At 58.1% G+C, this 21,782-nt stretch carries 18 protein-coding genes and 1 pseudogene; 8 read left to right on the forward strand and 11 right to left on the reverse strand.

From position 1 onward, the window contains the following. Positions 1-168 precede the first annotated feature (168 nt). The 3 genes from KW568_RS30590 to KW568_RS30600 form a co-directional block, all read right to left on the reverse strand. Positions 169-645 carry a hypothetical protein gene (locus KW568_RS30590; protein ID WP_004574347.1) on the reverse strand — a complete coding sequence of 159 codons (477 nt, stop codon included), beginning with the start codon at positions 643-645 and terminating at the stop codon, positions 169-171. Between the two features lie 223 nt (positions 646-868). Further along, entirely contained in the window at positions 869-1,027 is a 159-nt protein-coding gene (locus KW568_RS30595; RefSeq protein WP_004574345.1) for a hypothetical protein, read from the reverse strand. Next, positions 1,020-1,292 (reverse strand): hypothetical protein, encoded by a 273-nt coding sequence (locus tag KW568_RS30600; protein WP_004574344.1) that lies wholly within the window; start codon positions 1,290-1,292, stop codon positions 1,020-1,022. Before KW568_RS30600 ends, KW568_RS30595 begins: the two co-directional genes overlap by 8 nt. A 642-nt stretch (positions 1,293-1,934) precedes the next feature. Between KW568_RS30600 and KW568_RS30605 the strand changes: the two genes are divergently transcribed. The 3 genes from KW568_RS30605 to tnpC all read left to right on the forward strand — a co-directional run bounded on the left by KW568_RS30605 (position 1,935) and on the right by tnpC (position 6,368). After that, positions 1,935-2,915, forward strand: coding sequence for an IS5-like element ISPa41 family transposase (locus KW568_RS30605; RefSeq protein WP_004576175.1), 981 nt, complete (start codon positions 1,935-1,937; stop codon positions 2,913-2,915). Positions 2,916-2,997: 82 nt separating this feature from the next. Then, entirely contained in the window at positions 2,998-6,006 is a 3,009-nt protein-coding gene (locus KW568_RS30610) for a Tn3-like element ISPa42 family transposase (protein ID WP_259539380.1), read from the forward strand. Continuing rightward, entirely contained in the window at positions 6,006-6,368 is a 363-nt protein-coding gene (gene tnpC, locus KW568_RS30615) for a Tn3 family transposase post-transcriptional regulator TnpC (RefSeq protein ID WP_004374622.1), read from the forward strand. Before KW568_RS30610 ends, tnpC begins: the two co-directional genes overlap by 1 nt. A 29-nt stretch (positions 6,369-6,397) precedes the next feature. Here tnpC and KW568_RS30620 read toward each other — a convergent pair whose 3' ends face one another. Continuing rightward, a complete protein-coding gene (locus KW568_RS30620; protein WP_004574342.1) occupies positions 6,398-7,252 on the reverse strand; it encodes a sterol desaturase family protein in 855 nt (284 codons plus the stop codon). Positions 7,253-7,325: 73 nt separating this feature from the next. Beyond that, positions 7,326-8,060 (reverse strand): helix-turn-helix domain-containing protein, encoded by a 735-nt coding sequence (locus KW568_RS30625; RefSeq protein ID WP_004574341.1) that lies wholly within the window; start codon positions 8,058-8,060, stop codon positions 7,326-7,328. 705 nt (positions 8,061-8,765) lie between these two features. On the opposite strand from KW568_RS30625, the gene KW568_RS30630 reads away from it, so the two are divergent. From KW568_RS30630 to KW568_RS30650, 5 genes and pseudogenes are all read left to right on the forward strand, one after another. Beyond that, on the forward strand, positions 8,766-10,028 hold the full coding sequence (locus tag KW568_RS30630) for a TolC family protein (RefSeq protein ID WP_259539197.1): 1,263 nt from the start codon (positions 8,766-8,768) through the stop codon (positions 10,026-10,028). After that, positions 10,025-11,485 carry an efflux RND transporter periplasmic adaptor subunit gene (locus KW568_RS30635; protein ID WP_004374629.1) on the forward strand — a complete coding sequence of 487 codons (1,461 nt, stop codon included), beginning with the start codon at positions 10,025-10,027 and terminating at the stop codon, positions 11,483-11,485. The genes KW568_RS30630 and KW568_RS30635 overlap by 4 nt, the downstream gene beginning before the upstream one ends. Then, positions 11,482-14,631 (forward strand): efflux RND transporter permease subunit, encoded by a 3,150-nt coding sequence (locus KW568_RS30640; RefSeq protein WP_004374632.1) that lies wholly within the window; start codon positions 11,482-11,484, stop codon positions 14,629-14,631. The genes KW568_RS30635 and KW568_RS30640 overlap by 4 nt, the downstream gene beginning before the upstream one ends. Positions 14,632-14,776: 145 nt before the next feature. After that, positions 14,777-15,109: a DUF2790 domain-containing protein gene (locus KW568_RS30645; protein WP_004574339.1), complete on the forward strand. Its 333-nt coding sequence runs from the start codon at positions 14,777-14,779 to the stop codon at positions 15,107-15,109. 157 nt (positions 15,110-15,266) lie between these two features. Next, a pseudogene (locus tag KW568_RS30650) lies at positions 15,267-16,592 on the forward strand (OprD family porin). Positions 16,593-16,769: 177 nt separating this feature from the next. Here the strand turns inward: KW568_RS30650 and KW568_RS30655 are convergent. The 6 genes from KW568_RS30655 to KW568_RS30680 form a co-directional block, all read right to left on the reverse strand. Beyond that, positions 16,770-17,213: a DUF411 domain-containing protein gene (locus KW568_RS30655; protein WP_004574337.1), complete on the reverse strand. Its 444-nt coding sequence runs from the start codon at positions 17,211-17,213 to the stop codon at positions 16,770-16,772. Beyond that, positions 17,203-18,045 (reverse strand): cytochrome c, encoded by an 843-nt coding sequence (locus tag KW568_RS30660; RefSeq protein ID WP_023662988.1) that lies wholly within the window; start codon positions 18,043-18,045, stop codon positions 17,203-17,205. Before KW568_RS30660 ends, KW568_RS30655 begins: the two co-directional genes overlap by 11 nt. 9 nt (positions 18,046-18,054) lie before the next feature. Further along, positions 18,055-19,146, reverse strand: a complete 1,092-nt coding sequence (locus KW568_RS30665) for a copper resistance protein B (protein ID WP_023662987.1) — start codon at positions 19,144-19,146, stop codon at positions 18,055-18,057. Further along, the gene (locus KW568_RS30670) at positions 19,136-19,447 is read right to left on the reverse strand and encodes a hypothetical protein (RefSeq protein WP_003246749.1); all 312 of its coding nucleotides are present in this window, start codon (positions 19,445-19,447) and stop codon (positions 19,136-19,138) included. The genes KW568_RS30665 and KW568_RS30670 overlap by 11 nt, the downstream gene beginning before the upstream one ends. A 12-nt stretch (positions 19,448-19,459) precedes the next feature. Beyond that, positions 19,460-21,301 (reverse strand): copper resistance system multicopper oxidase, encoded by a 1,842-nt coding sequence (locus tag KW568_RS30675; protein WP_023662986.1) that lies wholly within the window; start codon positions 21,299-21,301, stop codon positions 19,460-19,462. 193 nt (positions 21,302-21,494) lie between these two features. Then, positions 21,495-21,701 carry a co-regulatory protein PtrA N-terminal domain-containing protein gene (locus tag KW568_RS30680; RefSeq protein WP_003139535.1) on the reverse strand — a complete coding sequence of 69 codons (207 nt, stop codon included), beginning with the start codon at positions 21,699-21,701 and terminating at the stop codon, positions 21,495-21,497. Positions 21,702-21,782 lie beyond the last annotated feature (81 nt).

Consider the following 21,782-nt stretch of genomic DNA (forward strand, 5'->3'; position numbering starts at 1 on the left):
TGGGTATGGCGCTCACCTGGCTTGATCAAGCAGTAACGCCCTAACGGCTTGGAGACTGCTGCCCCGAAGTGAGGCTGGGCCACCGGCTTGAACATGATCAGGCCAGCAACAGCGCTTACCGTGGCAAAGGCAGCAAGAGCAGTGCGCCAGGAGCGGAGACGCCTTGGATTACGCACCAGCGGCAAACTCCAAACCGGTCGACAGGCTGATCATCTGAACTGCGAGATCTGGGTTGATCAGTCCTTTCGACGCAAGCCCCCTGACCTGGCCAGAGAAAAACTGTACGAAGAAACGTTGGGAAGCGTGCTCGCTCTGTACAGAGTCCCCATGCTCCTTCACCTGGCTTCGTCTCTCGATGGCAGCGGCAGCAGAAGTGGCAATAGCGTTGGCCAGCTCTGCGGCCACCGCTTCACCACGGGGCGGCAGCCTGGTCACATCCAGCTGAGCAAGGACCTCATGTGAGAGATGCAAGCTCGCAAGGCCGTCACCATACCAACCGTCATAAACTGTCACCCCGTGCTCATCGGTAGTGAGCACGGTAAAAAAGCGTGAGAGTCGGTGGGTTTCATCGTCGCCGACAGCAAGCATGGGCGGGTTGGCTACCTCGTAACCGGCGCCGACCTCGAATTCGTGGGAGTTGGCCAATTTGAACGCTCCTATCGGTTCCAAAAATGGGTGCTTGCAATAATACATAACGCGTACGCATACGGCGATAGCGATCAATGCAAATCTACATGATTCCCTAGGAGTAGGTGACAGGGTTCAGGAGGCCCACGCCGGGTCCCGGAAATCGAATCCAAAAAAAGACCCACCATCAAGGATGGTGGGTCGGATTTAGCGTTTCTTTATAGGTGGCTCTGCTGAGCGTTTATTTGGATTGCAGCGGCTTGCCGTTTTGGTTTGCACCGTATTTTACGCGTCTGAACTCACCTTTAATGGCAGCAACAGCTCCCATCAAGGGCGCGAAAAAGATACGCGGTGCTTGCCTTGCAGCGTTAGCGAACTCTGACCCAAACGTATTATTCATCAGCAAATTCCTTAATAGCCCTGTAAGCCCCAATGCATATAAAGATGAAGAAAAGACCAGCATCCATTAATACAATGAAGTGTTCGAGCAGCCCCAGGATTAGTAAAGTGAACTCACTAATCCCGAATTCAGCCAAGTACTGGACCAGATGGTTGAGTAGTACTGCAGGCACCATGATAATCAAAAATATGATAGTACCGACGAAGCCATGAGCCGCGAAGTGTGCTATCGGGCTCCACCAAGGTTTTTTTTGCGTTTTGGACATCTGTTACTCCTGAAAGGACCTGGGGCGGTCGTTGAGAAATCCCATAGGCCTTCTTGCGGTAGACCTAGCCCCTGGAGATGCGTAACGCGGGCCTGTAATCTGCAGGACGCAAAAAAGCCAGGCAGTGCCTGGCTTGGTGGAACAATTCGCTTAACTCTGCCGTGCCTGCCGCAGCCGGCCGGGCGTGAATTTCCCAGAGAACGAATAGCCGAGATCCCTTACTCGCTCACGGACCTTCAGCTTGTTGGATTTGTCGCCCCGCTCCTTGTGGAGCTCGACATGCTCGGCTTCTACCTGGAGCAGAAACTCGACGTCCTTTTGGCACAGCTCCAGCGACTGCTCCAGCTTTTTCCGGTCTGAAAATTTCTTTCCGATCAGTGCAGGGGGTCATGCCGAGATAAAGGAAAATTAGGACATAGGGGTCCTATCGTATTGATATAAAAAGAATTCTATTTGGTCTGTTTGTCTCGCCTGCCTCATGCTCGTAAGCGTCTATGCTGATCTATTTACATGGGGGCTGAGCGATGGCGGCTTTGGAGAGAACGGCATATCCACGACTAGCAACTACCCTCAGTGCTAAGGAATCTCCGAACAAGCCTTCAGTTATGCGAGAATCCCCGCAACACCTGATCCGAGCCGCCCATGAGCCAGATGAGCTTTTCCGACTTTGAGTACGCCGGCAAGCGCAAGCAGACCCGCCGAGAGCGCTTCCTCGCCGAAATGGATCAGGTGGTGCCCTGGGCAGGCCTGCTGGAGCTGATCGAACCGTTCTACCCCAAGGCCGGCGGCGGTAGAAAACCCTATCCTCTGGAAACCATGCTGCGCATCCATCTGTTGCAGAACTGGTTCTCCCTGAGCGACCCGGCCATGGAAGAAGCGCTCTACGAAATCACGCCCATGCGCCAGTTCGCACTCCTGACGCTGAGCGCGCCAATCCCCGAAGACACCACGATCATGAACTTCCGGCACTTGCTGGAGAAGCATCAGCTCGCACCGGCAATCCTTGCGGTCATCAATGGTTATCTGCAGGAAAAAGGCCTGTCGCTGCGCCAAGGCACCATCGTCGATGCCACCATTATTCATGCCCCCAGCTCGACCAAAAATAAAGAAGGCAAGCGTGATCCCGAGATGCACCAGACCAAGAAAGGCGGTCAGTATTTCTTCGGGATGAAGGCGCACATCGGTGCCGATGTCGAGTCCGGCCTGGTGCATCACGTCCATGGCACCGCTGCCAATGTGGCCGATGTCACGCAGGTGGCTGAACTGCTGCATGGCGAAGAAAACGCCGTGTATGCAGATGCCGGTTACACCGGTGTCGAAAGGCGCGAAGAGCATGAAAATCGGGGGGTGATCTGGCAGATTGCAGCGCGTCGCAGCACCTATTCCAAGCTGAACCAGCGCAGCGTACTGTACAAAGCCAAGCGCAAGATCGAGTTCTGCAAGGCTCAGACACGGGCCAAGGTCGAGCATCCGTTTCGCGTGATCAAGCGGCAGTTTGGTTACGTGAAAGTACGTTTTCGTGGGCTGATGAAAAACACGGCTCAGTTGACCACGCTGTTCGCCCTGGCAAACCTGTGGAGGGTTCGAAAACAGCTCATGGGTATGGGTGAGGTTCGCGTTTAACACGGAGAACCGGTCGAAAAAGCTCTCCGTACATGATTTTTCGGTCACTTTTCGTCCAATGACGCTGTAGGTGCCTGGAAAATTGCAACTTGCCGCGGCTGCACGACAAGTTGATCGGAGCATCCCTAAGGATTTACACCGCAACTATTCGCTTTCCGCAGGAGAGCTTGACTGGATTTCCAGGGCAGCTCGTAGCCCTGCCCTTTCCCTTGGGCTGGCAGTCCAGCTCAAGGTATTCCAAGAGCTCCATTACTTTCCTCCCCTAGACGAGATACCTCCAGAAATTACTGATCACATCAGGAATACCCTCGGTTTTGGCCCTCGTATCACTTCCCGCTACACCAACCCGCGTACTTTTTATAGGCATCAGGCGGCCATTCGTGAGTACCTCCAGATCAAGGCTTTCTATGGTAGTGAAGCGCTCACCATAGCTCTCCACCTTGCGCACGAATCTGCCGAGGTACTCGACCAGCGGGCGGATATCATCAATGTGCTGATCGGCGAGTTGCTGCAGCGCAGCTACGAACTCCCAGCCTATTCCACCCTCAATGACGCTGCTGAGGATGCCTTAGTTGCAATGCAGGAGCGGCTATTCAATCTCGTTGTGACCAGGGCGCCAATTGAGGCGGTCTACAAACTGAAAGAACTGCTCGAAACGGATTTCGGGCGACGCCAAAGTGACTTCAACGCCCTCAAACAGGCACCCAAGAAACCATCCCGCAAACACTTGGATGTGCTGATAGATCACATGGCTTGGCTCGAGAGCTTTGGGAATCTAGATGTCATTTTTGATGGAATCGTCGATACCAAAATCCGCCACTTCGCTGCCCAAGCTGCGGCGTCGGACGTCGCCGAGCTTAAGGACTGTTCGCTGCCGAAGCGTTACACGCTGATGCTTGCCCTGATATATCGGATGCGCGTACGGACTCGCGATCACCTAGCCGAGATGTTCATCCGGCGAATCTCTACGATTCACAAACGCGCCAAGGAAGAACTGGAGCACATCCAAGCACGGCAACGTCAGAAACTGGAGCAACTGGCGGCCACCCTGGACGGTGTGGTGCAGATTTTGGTTCATGAACCGGATGACCAAGAGGCAGGCAGCCTGATTCGGGAATACCTCTCCCCCGACGGCAACCTGGAACGGTTGCGCGAAACCTGTGCCGAAGTCCAGGCTACCGGCGGTAATAACTACCTGCCGTTGATCTGGAAGCATTTCAGGTCCCATCGCTCGCTGTTGTTCCGTCTCAGCCACCTTCTCCAACTGGAGCCCACGACTCAGGATAGGTCGCTGGTTCAGGCACTTCAACTGATACAGGACAGCGAGAATTTGCACCGCGAGTGGATCGACGAGCACGTCGACTTGTCGTTTGCGTCGGAGCGCTGGGTCAAGGTCGTTCGTCGTCCTGCCAGTGAGGGGCCACCGACCAACCGGCGCTATCTGGAAGTTTGCGTATTCTCCTACCTGGCCAACGAACTGCGATCCGGTGACATGTGCGTACAAGGGTCGGAATCCTTCGCCGACTATCGCAAGCAGTTGCTACCCTGGGAGGAATGTCTCCAGCGACTCCCGGCCTACTGCGAAAAAATGGAACTGCCTGGCACGGCAAAGGAGTTTGTTGCCTCCCTCAAGACCCAGTTGGAGGAAACCGCGCAGCAACTGGATGACAAATTCCCCTCTTGCCGAGGGGACGTATCGATCAACGAAGCCGGCGAACCGGTATTGCGCCGAGTGACGGCGCGCGACATCCCGCCATCGGCCATCTCGCTACAGACGGCCCTCATGCAACGCATGCCGGCCAGGCACGTACTCGACATCATGGCCAACATCGAGCACTGGATTCAGTTCACTCGACATTTCGGGCCGATGTCCGGCAACGAGCCAAAGCTCAAAGAACCTGCCGAGCGCTACCTGATGACGATCTTCGCCATGGGTTGCAACCTCGGCCCCAGCCAGGCCGCGCGGCATCTGGCCGGTAATGTCACCCCGCACATGCTTTCCTATACCAATCGCCGTCACCTCTCGCTGGAGAAACTGGACAAGGCTAACCGCGAGCTGGTGGAACTCTACCTGCAGCTCGATCTGCCCAAACTCTGGGGCGATGGCAAGGCGGTGGCTGCGGACGGCACCCAGTTCGACTTCTATGACGACAACCTGCTGGCCGGCTACCACTTCCGCTACCGCAAGATGGGAGCCGTGGCCTATCGGCATGTGGCCAACAACTACATCGCTGTATTCCAGCACTTCATCCCCCCGGGCATCTGGGAGGCAATTTATGTAATCGAGGGGCTGCTCAAGGCCGATCTCAGCGTCGAAGCTGATACGGTGTATTCCGATACCCAGGGCCAGTCGGCCACGGTGTTCGCCTTCACTCATCTGCTTGGCATCAACCTCATGCCACGCATCCGCAATTGGCGCGACCTGGTGATGTGCCGGCCGGATCGCGGCGCTGCGTATAAGCATATCAACCGCCTGTTCACCGACACCGCCGACTGGCACCTGATTGAAACCCATTGGCAGGATTTGATGCAGGTCGCGCTATCGATCCAGGCGGGCAAAATCTCCTCGCCTATGTTGCTGCGAAAACTCGGTTCCTACAGCCGGCGTAACAAGCTCTACCACGCGGCACAGGCACTGGGCAGCGTGATCCGTACGATCTTCCTGCTCAACTGGATCGGCAGTCGCGAGTTGCGCCAGGAGGTTACCGCGAACACCAACAAGATCGAGTCCTACAACGGATTCTCCAAGTGGTTGTCCTTCGGCGGCGACGTGATCGCCGAGAACGATCCGGACGAGCAACAGAAGCGACTGCGCTACAACGACATGGTGGCCTCGTCGGTGATCCTGCAGAACACTGTGGACATGATGCGGATCCTGCAGAAATTGGCTCGCGAGGGCTGGCAGTTCTCCGATGAGGATGTGTCCTTCCTCAGCCCCTACCTGACCAGCAACGTCAAGCGTTTCGGCGAGTTCAACCTCAAGCTCAACCGGCCGCCGGAGCCCTGGATCAAAGACTCGGTGTTCCAGCAGGCAGCCGGGTCCATCCGCACTGGCAAGCTCGGTACTGCGGAAACCGAGGAGATGACCTGATGAACATTCCTCCTGCGTCATTTCGCGTCACGCCCTACGGCGAGGTAGATGCCGAGGCGCTGGAGCGTTTGCATGACGTCTACGACACCACCCAGTTGCTGTGTCTAGTCGATGGGCTGGATCTGCTGCTTAAGGATATGAACAACATCGGCGGCCTCAGGGATGGCCTCCTGCGGGTACATGCCATGGCGAAAACGGTGCTCGATGGTGCGGCACTATCGGTGTCTGTGACGGAAGGCGGCAGTATCTGGGAGGAAGCCGAGTCGCTTGATGAGGATCTGGTGGAACTGGGCAATTGGCTGGCCAGCGTCAGAGCTCAACTGAGGCCTTTGATTGAACTCATGCCGGCCGATCCTCATTAACCAACTAGTCGCCAGCAACACCGAGCAAGCTACTGGCTTCTGAACGGCTCAACAAGTTGACCCACATAGCCTGTCGGATAGTTCCGGTCACGCAGTCCTACTTCGGCGCTGCCGGGCTTGCTTGCGCTGTCATAGAAGGTTCCAAGCAACTGATCCCACACCAGCAAGAACTCACCGAAATTGACCTGAGCATCCTCGAAGTCGCGGTTGTGATGCCAGCGGTGTGTTTCTGCAACACCGATGACGCGCCGTAGCCAGCCCAACGAGTAGTCCAGATTTGAGTGTTGAAAGGCCAAATGTACCGTCAGGATGCCGAACCAGGTGGCCACGAGTGCAGAAGGAGTGCCCATCGAAAAGAGCACGAGCAGCCCAGGCCCTGCCATGATAGCGGCATGCAACGGGTGCCGGCGCTCGCCGTTCATCCAGTAGAGCCGCTCAGCGCTGTGATGTGGCTCATGCAAACGCCACAGCCATGGAACCTGATGGCTGAAGCGGTGCATGGCGTACAAACTAAGGTCCAGCACGGCGGCGACAATGACTAGCTGAGCCCACAGCGGTAAATCTGTTGGGAAGACACGGAACTCTGCGGACACCCAATCGCCCAGCCGGGCCAGCACGGTCGCCGTAAACTGGATCACAGACAGGTTCACGACCATATGGATGATATCGGTAAGGGTATCCTGGTGGTCCTCCAACCAGTCGCCCCGGAAAGGCTGCACGCGTTCCAGCAACGCCACCAGCAGAATCCCTAGGGCGGCAATGATCGGCGTGCTGGGCCAATACGGAATACCCGTGTAGAGCAACCAGATCATCCAGGCTGCGGCCCCGCCAAAGATTGCTGGGTAGCTGAGCCAGCGGATCATGAACCTGAGTGAATTGCCCATCGTGAAGCCCTCCCTAAGATGACTCCACTTTGTGCCAATTACCTGTGCTGGCGCTTGAACGAAAAAGCTGAATTCAGCCTTTCAGACTGACATGACCCAAGGCAGACGACGGGTCGAGGCCAAACAGTTCGCGGAAGGTGCGGGAAAAGTGGGCCGCATCGGCGAATCCGGCAGCGTGGGCGGCCGCAGTCAGGTTGGCGCCGCTGGCGATATGCTGGAGCGCTATGACCAGGCGATTCCATTTCCGGTAGCTGCGCAGCGGCAGGCCGGTCTGTTCGACGAACCAATGTGAGAATCGGGTAGGCGACAGATGAACGCGCTTTGCCAACGCCTGCCTGCCACTAATCGGCTCTTTTAACGCAGCGAGGACCGATTGCAGTCGCGGATCGGAGGCCGGCGGAGTCGTAAGGTTGAGAGCAAGGCGCACCATTTCCCGAATTTGCTGGGCTGACGGATCGGAGCTGCTCAGCAATTTTCGCAGCGATGCTGTATCGCCCATCTGAATCGGAGTGATGCCCTCCCCGATGTTATCGGGAAGTGCTCGCGCCTCATCGGACAGCGCGTCGAGGTAGATCGACAACACTTCGTCAGCTTCGATCTGATGGGCCACCCCTGCCCTGATGCAGATGGCCCTTGCCGTCACCGACGAGGATGTACACTTCACCGTCAAGCGGCCGTTCAAGCTGACGGTAATTTGATGCGCCATGTGGCCATGCCAATCTTGGCTACCCGCCTGCCCCAGAAAAATGCCCAGCCCGGGTGAAATCCAGGCTCTGCCATGCCAGCCGATACCCTGCGTTGCGTTCATTCAGCGGCACCTCAGGGTTCCACATCCAGCTGCATTTTGTGCACTAATGAGCTTTATAGCTAATTATAGAGTGATTATAGAATCCTCTTTGGCCTGAACTCTATCGCTTGCTCGATTGAAATCTCACCCGCTACAAAATCAGCTCCCCCTTTGAGATTAGACACTCTATTTGATCCAAATCAACGAAGTGCTGTTATCGTCAAAAGGAGCGCTCATGCCTCGAGGCAATCTGCTATAGTCGCCCTATAGCCCCGCTTGGTGAATTGCTGTGCGTCGGATTGGATTGATCCTGGTAATGATTGCTAGCCTCGTGCTGCCGACCTTCGGCGGTATGGCTTTCAGCATGCCGGCACAACCTTGCCCGATGCAGAGCGCCGATCATCAGGGCCATGCAACGGCCGATGCTCCGTGCTGCGAGCAAATGGACACGTCTGATGGGGTGGCCAATAAGTCTCCCTGCAAATCCGGCCAGGAATGCAAGACCGGAGGACTTCTCCAGACCAATGTGATCAAGAGCATATCCCCTCTTCCCTCACGCTCCGAAATATTGCTGACACAGTCGGTGATTAAGCGAGAGCCAGCAGGACTCTGGCGCCCTCCTCGTTTCGTCTAATGCAGTGATCATCCCGCGCCTTACAGTCAGGCGCATCGTCGCGGCCACGTTTCGTAGCTGCGACCTCGATCAATCGCATTGGAGGCGAAAGCATGTCCGCTTTCCTTTTTCCACGCCGTGGCTATCTCGGTGTGTTGGCTGCCGCATTCTGGGCAGCTCCCTGGCTTGCCGCGCAGGCGCAGCCCCTAACCTTCGAACGAGCCCAAGCTCTGGCCGAGCAGAGTGCCCCTGAGAACCTCGCGCGCCAGGCGCAGGTGGCTTCGGCACAACAGGCTGTAGGGCCCGCAGACGCCCTGCCCGATCCCAAGCTGATTCTAGGCATCGACAACCTGCCGATCGAAGGCCCTGACCGTTACACACTTAATCGTGACTCCATGACCATGCGCCGCATTGGGCTCATGCAGGAAGTCCCCAACAGTGACAAGCGTCAGGCTCGGCGCCAGGTGGCCGAGGCTTCAGTTGTCCGAGCCGAGGCCGAGCAGCGTGCCATGCAGTTGGAGATCAAGCGCCAGACAGCAGTGAGCTGGCTGGACGTGTACTACGCCGAACGCAGTGTTGGCCTCTTCGATCAACTGGACCGTCAGATCGAGATGCTCCGCTCGACCGTGCAATCGCTGATTGCCGGCGGTAGTGCTCAGCCTGGCGAGCTGTTGCAGGCCGACCAGGAAGCTTTGGCGTTACAAGATCGGCGAGATGAACTGAATCGCGATGAGGCAGTAGCTCGTGCCAAGCTGCGCCGCTGGATAGGCAACGAGGCTGACCAGCCTTTGCAAGGAGGTGTTCCCAATCTGAACCTGGTGGTACCGCACCTGCAGCAACGCATTGCCTCACACCCTGAGTTGCGCGCTGCCTCCGCCCGAGTCGGCGAGGCTAGCGCCGAGCTGAACGAGGCCATCGCCGAGAAGACCCCCGACTGGGGTGTTGAGTTTGCCTACAACAATCGCGACAACCAATTCGGCGATATGGTGATGGTGCAATTTACCTTCGACCTGCCGTTGTTCGTAGGCACACGTCAGGGGCCCAAGATCAACGCCAGACAACAAAGCGTGTCGCAGATGGAAGCCGAGCAGGAAGCATTACTGCGCGCCCATCAGGCTGAGCTGGAAGGCGGTATTGCCGAGCTTGAGCAACTGCGCAGGACCTTGTCACGCACCGAAAAAACCTTGATCCCGCTTGCAAGCAAACGTGCCGATCTCGAACTTGCCGCTTACCAGGCCGGCAACAGCCAGCTGACATCCGTCCTCACCGCCCAGCGCGACCTGATCGAGGCTCAGCTACGGCAGATTGAACAGCAGCGCAAGCTGAGCCAGCTCTCCGCAAGCCTGTACTACGCCTATGTGGAGGGACTGAAATGAAGATATCGGCATTTGGTTTTGCGGTCGCCTTGCTGGCCGTGGGCATTGGCGCGGCGGGCGGTGGCTACTGGCTGGCCCAGCGGCAAGCCAAACACGAGATCCTGCCTAGCTCCGCACCGACGGACGAGCGCAAGGTGCTCTATTGGTACGACCCGATGCAGCCTGAGCAGCGCTTCGATAAGCCGGGCAAGTCACCTTTCATGGATATGGAACTTGTCCCTAAATACGCAGGATCCGAGCAGGATCCGTCTGTTCTGAGCATCCCCGCTCAAGCCGTGCAGAACCTCGGAATGCGAACCTCGATGGTGATCCGAGGTGTACTGCCCTCGGATATCGAGGCGGTGGGTTCCCTGGCCTATAACCAGCGAGAAGTGGCGAACCTCCAGGCCCGCGCCGGCGGATTCGTCGAGCGGGTTTACGGTCGCGCCCCGGGCGATGTGCTGCCTGCCGGAGCCCCCCTGGTCGACCTGCTGATTCCCGAATGGTCCGCCGCGCAGTTGGAGTTCCTGGCGGTACTGCGTACCGCTGACACTCGCTTGATAAGTGCGGCCCAAGAGCGCCTGCGCCTGCTTGGCATGCCTCAAACGTTGATCGAGCAGGTCCGCCGCAGCGGCAGACCACGGGCGGTGCAAACCCTCACCACACCTATCAGCGGCGAGCTCCAAGCCTTGCAGGTACGCGCCGGGATGACCGTCGAAGCCGGGCAGGATCTGGCGTTGATTAACGGGCTATCCAGTGTCTGGCTCGATGCGGCGATACCCGAGGCCATGGCCGGAAGTATCCAGGTCGGGGACGAGATCCGCGCCAACCTGACGGCCTTTCCTGATCGACCGCTGCTGGGCCGCGTCATAGCCTTGCTGCCGAGTGCCGATCCGCAAACACGCACGCTCACGGTACGCAGCGAGCTACCCAACCCTGCCGGTAAGTTGCGCCCCGGCATGTTCGCCGCCGTACGCCTGAACAGTGCCGTCGAACAATCCACGCTTCTTGTGCCGAGTGAAGCCGTGATTCGCACCGGGAAGCGTGCGTTGGTGATGCTGGTAGAAGGCGATGGGCGCTACCGCCCCCTGGAAATAACCTTGGGCCGCGAGGCTGATGGGCGTCTGGAGGTGTTGTCCGGTCTTGAGGAGGGTCAGGCGGTCGTTACCTCCGGCCAGTTCCTCATCGATTCGGAGGCCAGCCTACAGGGTGTCATGGCCAGCCATGCCGAGCAGGACAATAAGAAGGAACTACATGAGGCCCATGGTGTGATTCGTGCTCTGGACGCGGAGTCAGTCACCCTGGAGCACGGGCCCTTCGAGAGCCTGAATATGCCAGGTATGACCATGGCTTTTCCATTGGTCAGCTCAGAAGTAGCTGTGGGACTTAAGCCAGGAGATCACGTACGTATCGGCGCCCGCCAGAAAAACTCCGGCCTGATGATCGAGCAGCTCAGCAAGGAAGGAGACCAGCCATGATCGCACGCCTGATCCACTGGTCTATCGGCAATCGCTTTCTGGTGCTGCTGGCGACCCTGTTCATCACCGCCCTGGGCATCTGGTCGCTGCGCAACACGCCGTTGGATGCACTGCCGGATCTGTCCGACACCCAGGTCATCATCCGCACAAGCTTCCCCGGGCAGGCACCGCAGATTGTCGAGAACCAGGTGACCTACCCGCTGGCCACCACCATGCTCTCGGTGCCGGGGGCGAAGACAGTGCGCGGCTACTCGTTCTTCGGCGACTCCTTCGTTTATGTGCTGTTCGAGGACGATACCGACCTCTACTGGGCACGCTCGCGGGTGCTGGAGTACCTCAACCAGGCGCAGGAACGCCTGCCCGAGGGTGTTACCACCACCCTTGGGCCGGATGCCACCGGCGTGGGCTGGATCTACCAGTACGCCTTGGTCGACCGCAGCGGCCAGCATGATCTTGCCCAGCTGCGGGCACTGCAGGACTGGTTCCTTAAGTACGAACTCAAGGGCCTGCCCAACGTAGCCGAAGTGGCCACCCTCGGCGGCATGGTCAAGCAATACCAAGTGCTGCTCGATCCCCAGAAGCTGGTGGCTTATGGGGTAACTCAGCAGGAGGTCGAAGCGGCGCTGAAGAGCGCCAATCAGGAAACCGGCGGCGCCATCCTGGAGCTGGCAGAGCGCGAGTACATGGTCCGGGCTTCAGGCTATCTAGAGAGCCTGGCGGATTTCCGCAATGTGCCGCTGCGGGCTTCGGCCAGCGGAGTTCCGGTGCTGCTGGGTCAGGTGGCCACCATTCAGCTGGGGCCAGAGATGCGTCGTGGCATTGCCGAGCTGGATGGCCAGGGTGAAGTTGTAGGTGGCGTGGTCATCTTGCGCTCCGGAAAGAATGCCCGCGATACCATCGCCGCGGTGAAGACCAAGCTGGACAGCCTGAAGGGCAGCTTGCCGGCCGGCGTCGAGGTGGTCACCACCTATGACCGTTCGCAATTGATCGACCGCGCCATCGATAACCTCAGCTACAAGCTGCTGGAAGAGTTCGCGGTGGTTGCCCTGGTTTGCCTGATCTTCCTCTGGCACCTGCGCTCGTCGCTGGTCGCGATCATCACCCTGCCCCTGGGCATCCTGATGGCCTTCATCGTCATGCGCTACCAGGGCGTCAATGCCAACATCATGTCGCTCGGCGGGATCGCAATCGCCATCGGCGCCATGGTCGATGCCGCCGTGGTGATGATCGAGAACGCGCACAAGCACATCGAGGCCTGGAAGGCTCGACACCCCGGTGAACCGCTTCAGGGCGAGGCGCACTGGCGGGTGATCGGCGAAGCTGCGGCCGAGGTCGGGCCGGCGCTGTTCTTCAGCCTTTTGATCATCACCCTGTCTTTCCTCCCGGTCTTCACCCTGGAGGCCCAGGAGGGTCGCCTGTTTGGCCCGCTGGCATTCACCAAGACCTATGCCATGGCTGCCGCTGCTGGCCTCTCGATCACCTTGGTACCGGTGCTGATGGGCTATTGGATTCGTGGGCATATCCCCAGCGAACAACAGAACCCCTTGAATCGTTGGCTGATCGGTGCATACCGGCCGGTGCTGGAGTGGGTGCTGGCTTGGCCTAAGGTGACCCTAGCGCTGGCCTTGCTAGTGTTTTTGTCCAGTCTCTGGCCCCTCAGCAGACTCGGAGGAGAGTTTCTACCGCCGATGGACGAGGGCGACCTGTTGTACATGCCATCAGCCCTGCCCGGCTTGCCGGCCAGCAAGGCCACCCAGCTGCTGCAGCAAACCAACCGGATGATCCTCACGGTGCCCGAAGTGGCACGGGTATTCGGCAAGGCCGGGCGAGCAGAGACCGCCACCGATCCAGCACCGCTGGAAATGTTCGAGACCACGGTGCAGTTCAAACCACGCGATCAATGGCGCGCGGGGATGACACCCGAAAAGCTGATCGAGGAACTGGATCGCGCGGTAAAAGTTCCGGGGCTGTCCAATATCTGGGTGCCGCCCATCCGCAACCGCATCGACATGCTGGCGACGGGGATCAAGAGCCCCATTGGGGTGAAAGTGTCCGGAACCTCCTTGGTCGACATCGAGCGCATAACGCGCGATATCGAGGCCGTGGCCAAAGAGGTGCCTGGGGTGAGTTCGGCCTTGGCAGAACGCCTTACTGGCGGCCGTTACGTGGACATCCAGATCGATCGACTGGCCGCGGCGCGCTATGGCCTGAGCATCGCCGATGTGCAGGCGGTGGTATCGGGCGCCATCGGCGGCAGCAATATTGGTGAGACGGTTGAAGGACTGGCCCGCTTCCCGATCAACCTGCGCTATCCCAAGGAGTGGCGAGACAGTCCGCAGGCACTACGGCGTATGCCGATCCTCACGCAAGCCGGCCAGCAGATCACCTTGGGCACCGTCGCCCAGGTTAGTCTGACCGAAGGGCCGCCAATGCTGCGCAGCGAGAACGGGCGTCTGTCCGGTTGGGTCTATGTCGATGTCCGTGGGCGCGACCTGGCATCGACCGTGCGCGAGTTGCAGCAACGCGTAGCTGAGCAGGTACAACTCGATGCTGGCATGACCGTCTCCTACTCCGGTCAGTTCGAGTTCCTGGAGCGCGCCAATGCACGGCTGGCCTGGGTGGTACCGGCGACCTTGTTGATCATCTTCGTGCTGCTTTACCTGACCTTCAGCCGCTTCGGTGAGGCCCTACTGATCATGGCAACCCTGCCCTTCGCCCTATCGGGCGGCATCTGGCTGCTCTACTGGTTCGGCTTCAACCTGTCGGTTGCCACTGGGGTCGGCTTTATCGCCTTGGCCGGCGTCTCGGCGGAATTTGGGGTGATCATGCTGCTGTACCTGAAGAATGCCTGGCATGCACGTATGGATGCCGGGCGCAGCGGTGACCCGGCACTACTGGAGGCAATTCGTGAAGGCGCAGTGCTGCGCGTGCGGCCCAAGGTGATGACGGTGGCCGTGATCATCGCCGGCCTGTTGCCAATCCTCTGGGGCGGAGGTGCCGGATCTGAAGTGATGAAGCGCATCGCCGCGCCCATGGTCGGCGGCATGATTACCGCGCCGCTGATGTCCATGTTGGTTTTGCCGGCCGCGTACTGGCTGATGCGAAGGCAGCGTACACAGAAGGTTCGCGCACCGCAGGAGCTATAGCTTTACAAACCCGGGCAAGCCACGCGCCAAGCTGACTCGCCCGGGTAACGCGGCAGGAAGCATTACGGCGATGTAACTTTGACTTCATTTTTATGACAGGTTGAGCGGATATATTTTAATCACCACTTTGAAGGAGTGATTAAACATGAAAAGCCTCAAAGTTATTGCAGCCCTTGCCGCTATGGTTGTTTCCTCTGCCACTCTGGCAGAAGGCGGCGCTGATCGTGTTTATGGTCGGATGATTCAGGCCAATGAGCAGGCCATGCAAGAGTATGCTGCCGCTAACGGAAAGAATCCGCCTGAAGTTATTCATTACCGCTACGGCATGAAACTCGATATCGCCAGGGTCGTGGCCACTACCCCGACGGACTCTAGCTGCGGTGTGATGCCGGCCCAGATGACCTACGAGGACTCCAATGGCGATCTGAATATTCTTGAATACCGGGCAGCCGGGACAGGTTGCCGTAATCAAAACTAGATAAATGACATCGCGCTGACTGAAATGTAATTTCCAAGTCACCCTGACGTTATTTGGCATGTGGAAATATGACCAAGGCGTGCCTGGCTATGCCCGGCGCGCTTGGCACATATATGCGACCACACAATGACAACTGCCAATAACATCAGGAGCATTTATGAATAACAGAACCCTGTTAGGACTTTCTCTGCTCACTCTGAGCGTCAGTACCGGGCAAGCTGCGATGGCCGCCGGCGAGAAAGGCTAGGGATTTATCGAAGGCAGCAGCCTGACCATTCTCAATCGAAATCTCTACTTCAACCGCGATTTCCGTAAAGGCCAGTCCAGCAGCTCGGGTAATGGCTATTCGGAAGAGTGGGCGCATGGCGTGATAGGCAGATTCGAGTCTGGTTTCACCGAGGGCACCATAGGCTTTGGTGTCGATGCCTTTGCCATGCTAGGGCTCAAGCTTGACACCGGCGACGGCCGTTCTGGAGCAGGCGGCTCAGTCGACGTGATGCCTTACAACAGCCTCGGGCAGGCTGAGGACAACTACTCAAAACTGGGGGGCGCGGTGAAAACTCGGTTCATGGATACCGAGATCAAGGTAGGCGACGTCTTTCCTGTCAGCCCTGTCGTCCAATACGGTGATGCGCGGCTTTTACCGGAGAGTTTCCGAGGTATCACCGTGCTCAACAGCAGCGTGGAAGGACTGTCGCTTCAAGGCGGTCGCCTCCACTCGATGAGCCAACCCAATACCAGCAGCATGCGCGACGGCTTCGCTACCTTCTACGCAGGCGAAGTGGACTCGCCATGGATCGCCTATTTCGGTGGTGATTACACGCTTAATGACAACGTCGGCTTTAGTCTCTACACCAGCCGCCTCAAGGATGCCTGGAATCAATATTACGCGGGCACCACGCTGAGCTACCCGCTTGCGGACGATGTCGCCTTGATCGGCGGGCTGAACTACTACAAGGCGGTCGATGAAGGGAAGCAGCTCCTCGGGAGCTTCGATAACAACATCTGGAGCGGCAAGGTCGGCATCCAATTCGGCGCTCACACAGTACTGGTGGGTCTCCAGCGCAACAATGGCGATGATGACTTCGATTACTTGCGCCAATCGGACTCCATCTACCTCGACAACTCCATCCAGTACAGCGACTTCAACTCGCCGAAGGAGAAGTCATGGCAAGTGCGCTACGACCTGGATATGGAGTCTTTCGGTGTGCCTGGGTTGAGCTTCATGACTCGATATGCCCAGGGCTGGGATGCCGACTACAGCAAGGCCAACGAAGTCTATATGCGCCGTGATGACAACGGCGATCCGTTGACCAACCAGAAGCGCTGGGAGCGGGACATCGAGGCCAAGTACGTTGTGCAGACTGGATCACTGAAGGATATGTCTTTCCGTGTTCGCCAAATGACCACTCGCGCGACCGATTACGAGTCGGATCTGGATGAAGTCCGCCTGATTGTCGAGTACCCGCTGGAAGTTCTCTAACCCTGGCAAGCGGGCGGGTTGATTGCCCGCTCGCGCCTTGGTCCTGCTGTCCCCTCGTAGTGCTCCTTTGGTTTGGAGACAGCCCTTGGCGCCCTCGGGCGCCTTTTTTACTTAGGTTAAATGGCGTATGAAAAAGAGTCGGCCACTACACACAAGCGGCCGTGCTGGCAGGCAGTACTACTGAGCGGGATATTCTGCAACGACCTGATCAGACCCCGCCTTGGTCAAGCCAATGACCTGGTAGGCATGCTGTACGCCATCGACTTCCATACCGGGGGAGCCCGCCGGCATCCCGGGAACAGCGATGCCCACGAGATCATCGCGCTTGGTGAGCTCGATGACCTGAGCCGCCGGCACATGACCTTCGACGAACTTGCCGTCAATCACCGCGGTGTGACAAGACGCCAACCGCGGCGCAACGCCCAGACTTTGCTTCACTGCCGACATGTTGCTTTCGACATGGTCGACGACTTTGAAGCCATTCGCTTCGAGGTGTGAGATCCACTTCTTGCAACATCCGCAATTAGCATCACGATGGACATCAATCGTCAGGGCATCAGCGGCTTGAACTCCAGTTGTGACGGAGAGAGCGGCCAGCAAGGCCAGATATTTAGCTTTCATGCACGTGCTCTTTGCCATCGGCGTGGGTGTGGGTCTTGGGCGAGGCATTCGGAGTTTGCTCGGAATGATGGTCTCCGCCGCTTGGGGCGGCCTCATCCCCGGCATGGTGATCATCGCCACTCATGTCCGAATGGTGACCTGCCTCAGGTGCGGAGCCACCCTCGCTATCAGTAGCCGCGGCATCGTGATGGCCAGGCTCTCCGGCATCACCTGTTCCATGATGGTCTTCGCCACCGCCGCTATTGCCATGATGGCCAGGCTTGTTGTCGCCGTGCTGACCTTCATGATTGTGCATTTGCGTTTCCCCACCACCATGCTGATGGCCGCCACTGGATGCGACGAGTGCTTGGTATTGCTTGGCATCCATCGTCGGCAATTGGTCAATGAAGGCAACCATGCCCCAGATGTACTCATCGCCCATGCTCTTGCCCCACGCAGGCATACCCGTTGCCTTGATGCCATGCTTGATCACCCAGAACGCTGCTGACGGATTGCCATCGACACCGATCTTGGCGAGGTTGGGAGGCGCAGGGTAAAGCGATTGGCTTAGCTCGGTCTCCGCCACACCTGGCGCCAAATGACAGCCGATACACATGGAGTTGTAGTTGCCCGCACCGGCGCGAATAAGAGCTTGATCATCCAGGTTGGGAACCTCGATGTCCTGCGAACGGACTTCGATAGAGCGGTCGCGGGCCATCGTGAGAAACGCATGCACTGCAGGAAAATGGGGATCATCGGCCCCCACGTTGACCACGCCAAAGTAGGCGCCGGCCAGGACAGCTGTGCTACCGACCACGCCGGCCGCCACCAAAGTTTTAATTGTTCTTTTCATGTCAGGTTCTCAAAACCACATCCGGATACCGGCGACAAAACGCGCCTCGTCTACATCACCGCCCTCGTCGCGCACCATGTCTGCCGTGTTGCCATAGGAGCGGCTCCAGGAAACCCCGACATAGGGAGCAAACTGTCTGACAATCTCGTAACGCAGACGCAAGCCGAGCTCGGTATTTGCCAACCCAGACCCCACACCTCGCTCAGGATCGTTCTTGCCGTAGAAGTTCATTTCGGCAGTTGGCTGGAGAATCAGCCGGTTGGTCAGCAGAATGTCGTACTCGCCCTCCAGTCGGGCAGCAGTTTGGCCATTCTCGCCGACGAAGGCCGTGGCTTCGGCCTCAAAGGCGTAAAGCGCCATGCCCTGGATACCGAAGGCAGCCCAAGTCTGCGGCGACTCCGGTTTAAAGTCCTGGCGAACGCCCGCGACGACATCCCACCAAGGGCCGATCGAGCGGCCGTACAGCAGCTGTAATTCAGCGTCCTCGGTAACGCCGTTGGTACGCTCGCCTTCGGAGCGGAACCAGACCCGGTTGATATCACCGCCTACCCAACCCGACGCATCCCAGGCCAGGGTGCTGCCCTCATCTGCGTCTTGGTATTCGAGCTGATCGAGCAGGAAAAAGCTGTTGATGGCGCTGTCATGCACCTTGTGGCCAGGCAGTGGCGGGAAAGCCGCTTGGCGATCAGCATCCGTCAGAACGGGAATCGGCGTACGACTGGTAGTTCTCGGGGCTTCAGCGGAGCCATGGTTCATCTTCGAATGATCCATGCCCTCCATCTGTCCCTGCATGGTGCCGTGTCCCATCTTGCTGTGGTCCATGGCTGGGGCCTTCTCTTGGCTCTGGCTGTGGCCCATCTGGCTATGGTCCATGCTGCCCGATTCGCTCTGCATGGCACCATGATCCATCTTGCTGTGATCCATGCCCACCATCGGCGCTTTGGCGGAACCGTGGCCCATCTGGCTGTGGTCCATCGACATGGAGCCGTGCCCCATTGCCGAATGATCCATTTCTTCCGCAGCCTGGGTAACGCCGCCGCTGAGTGCACTCAGCGACACGGCCAGCGCTATGAGGGACGGGCGTGAAAACCTAGTGGTCATGGTTCGAACCTGCTTCGGCTTCGGTGCCGCCATGCTTATCCATCATCTTCTCGTGCCCCATATCGTCATGGTTCATACCCTCATGATCCATGGCGCCATGATCCATCTGATGGCCAGCGGCCTTGCCTTTCGATTGATCTGCAGGCTTGTCACTGGCGTCGGGCGCAGCCGACTCGGCAGCATGTTGTTCGTGCTCGCTGTGCCCCTCACCTGCCAATGACGTCGGCGCGTGCAGAACAGCCAAAAGACTGAACATCGCTGCGCTGCCAAACAGGGCATTACGCTTCATAAAAGTACTCATCAGAAATCTCCTTTACTCATCCACACGGACTTCACGGAACATGCCCATTTCCATGTGGAGCAACAGGTGGCAGTGATAGGCCCAACGCCCCAACGCATCGGCGGTCACCCGATAGCTGCGCTTGGAACCTGGCGGCATGTCGATGGTGTGTTTACGCACCAGGAAATTGCCGTTCGCATCCTCCAGATCACTCCACATGCCATGAAGATGGATCGGGTGAGTCATCATGGTGTCGTTGACCAGCGTGATGCGAACACGCTCGCCGTACTTGAGGCGCAGAGGCTCGGCGTCAGAGAACTTGATTCCATCGAAGGACCAGGAGAATTTCTCCATATGCCCGGTGAGGTGCAGCTCGATGGTGCGACTTGGCTCACGCCCGTCCGGATCAGGGAAGGTGCTGCGCAGGTCAGAGTAAGTCAGGACGCGCCGGCCGTTATCACGCAGGCCGATACCTGGGTCGTCCAGCTTGTGCGTCGGCGTCATGGTCTGCATGTCGACCAAAGGATTGTTGGTCTCTGAGGCCGGGTGTGCCTGCATGTTGCCAGCCATGCCAGCCATGCCAGCCATGCCAGCCATGCCAGCCATGCCAGCCATGTTTGAATGATCCATTCCGGCCATCTGGCTGTGATCCATACCAGCCATGCCACCCTGCATGCTGCCATGATCCATTCCCGCCATATTGCCCTGATCCATCCCGGCCATGCTCCCATGATCCATGCCGCCCATGCTGCCGTGGTCCATGCCCATGTCACCCATGGCAATCAGTGGGCGCGGGTCAGGGCTTGGTACCGGTGCACTCAACCCTTCCTGTACCGCAAGGGTGCCGCGCGCATAGCCAGTGCGATCCATGGATTGAGCAAAGACGGTGTAGGCTTGCTCGCTATCGGGCTCGACTATCACGTCGTAGGTCTCGGCTACGGCGACACGGAACTCATCGACGCTGACTGGTTTGACGTGCTGGCCATCGGCCGCGACTACCGTCATCTTCAGGCCGGGGATACGCACATCGAAGTACGTCATGGCCGAGGCATTGATAAAACGCAGACGAATCTTCTCGCCCGGTTTGAATATGCCGGTCCAGTTGCCATCAGGTGCCTGGCCGTTCATCAGGTAGGTGTAGGTGTAGCCACTGACGTCGGCGAGATCAGTCGGGCTCATCTTCATTTCGGCCCACATCTTACGGTCGGCTACGGCGGCGGACCAACCCATCTCGCTTACGTCATCGATGAAGTCACCAACGGTGCGTTTGTGCTGGTTGTAGTAGTCCGACTGTTTCTTGAGCTTGGCCAGTACCCGCGTTGGATTTTCATCCGTCCAGTCGCTCAGCAACACGACGTAATCACGGTCGTAACTGAAGGGCTCGGGCTCCTTGGCATCGATGACCAGCGCACCGTATACGCCGACCTGCTCCTGGAGCCCAGAATGGCTGTGATACCAGTAGGTGCCGTTCTGGTTGACCTTGAACTTGTACTCATACATGCCATCAGGGGCGATGCCATGGAAGCTCAGGCCAGGAACGCCATCCATGTTCGCCGGCAGGATGATGCCGTGCCAATGGATGGAGGTGTCCTCCTTGAGGCGGTTGCGCACGCGCAATGTGACGGTATCGCCTTCGCGCCAACGAAGAATCGGCCCAGGGAGCGAGCCGTTGATGGTCATGGCCGTGCGCGCTGCGCCGGTGATGTTCACCGGGGTTTCACCGATGAATAGGTCGAATTCGTTACCAGTCAGTACGTTGGGCTGGCCGGGGCTGTTCACCGCCCAGACCGGCGTGCGCCACAGGCCAAGTCCGCCGATAATACCGGTGGCTGCCAGGCCTTTGACGAAGGTGCGCCTTGTGGTTTTGCTTTGCATGCCGTTTTGTCCAATCCGTCAAATGAGCCGGTGATGGTGTGCCCGGTCTCGGGTTCATGGCTGCTTCAATGTCGGGTATTTACCCCTCAACTTTCCACGTCGGTGCATTGCACAAGCCTTACCGACGATGAGCAGTATGAAACTGCCATATCCCAACCATCCGGGTGATTACATTTCTGTAAGGTAGATGACTTCAGCAGTTGGTGTGCTCTGCTTGCTCGGTTGGACTGCTGGCTACAGGAGCCTCAACTTTCTGCTGCTGGGCCACCCGGTAGGCCTCCAGAGACGTCTGGCGTGCCTGCTCCATGCGCGCGAAGGTTCGGTCAGCACCACCTTCAGCCATTGCCAAGCTGGAGATGCTCAGAGCAGTAACTACAAGCAGAGCTTTGATCGATTTCATTTTGGGTATTCCTCGTAAGTTAAGTGGTCCCTGCAACTGCAGAGGCCGAGCTTTAGGCTCGATGTCACGTTAACTAAGGAA

It is taken from the genome of Pseudomonas sp. HD6515 (assembly GCF_024971855.1).
Lineage (GTDB): Bacteria > Pseudomonadota > Gammaproteobacteria > Pseudomonadales > Pseudomonadaceae > Aquipseudomonas > Aquipseudomonas alloputida.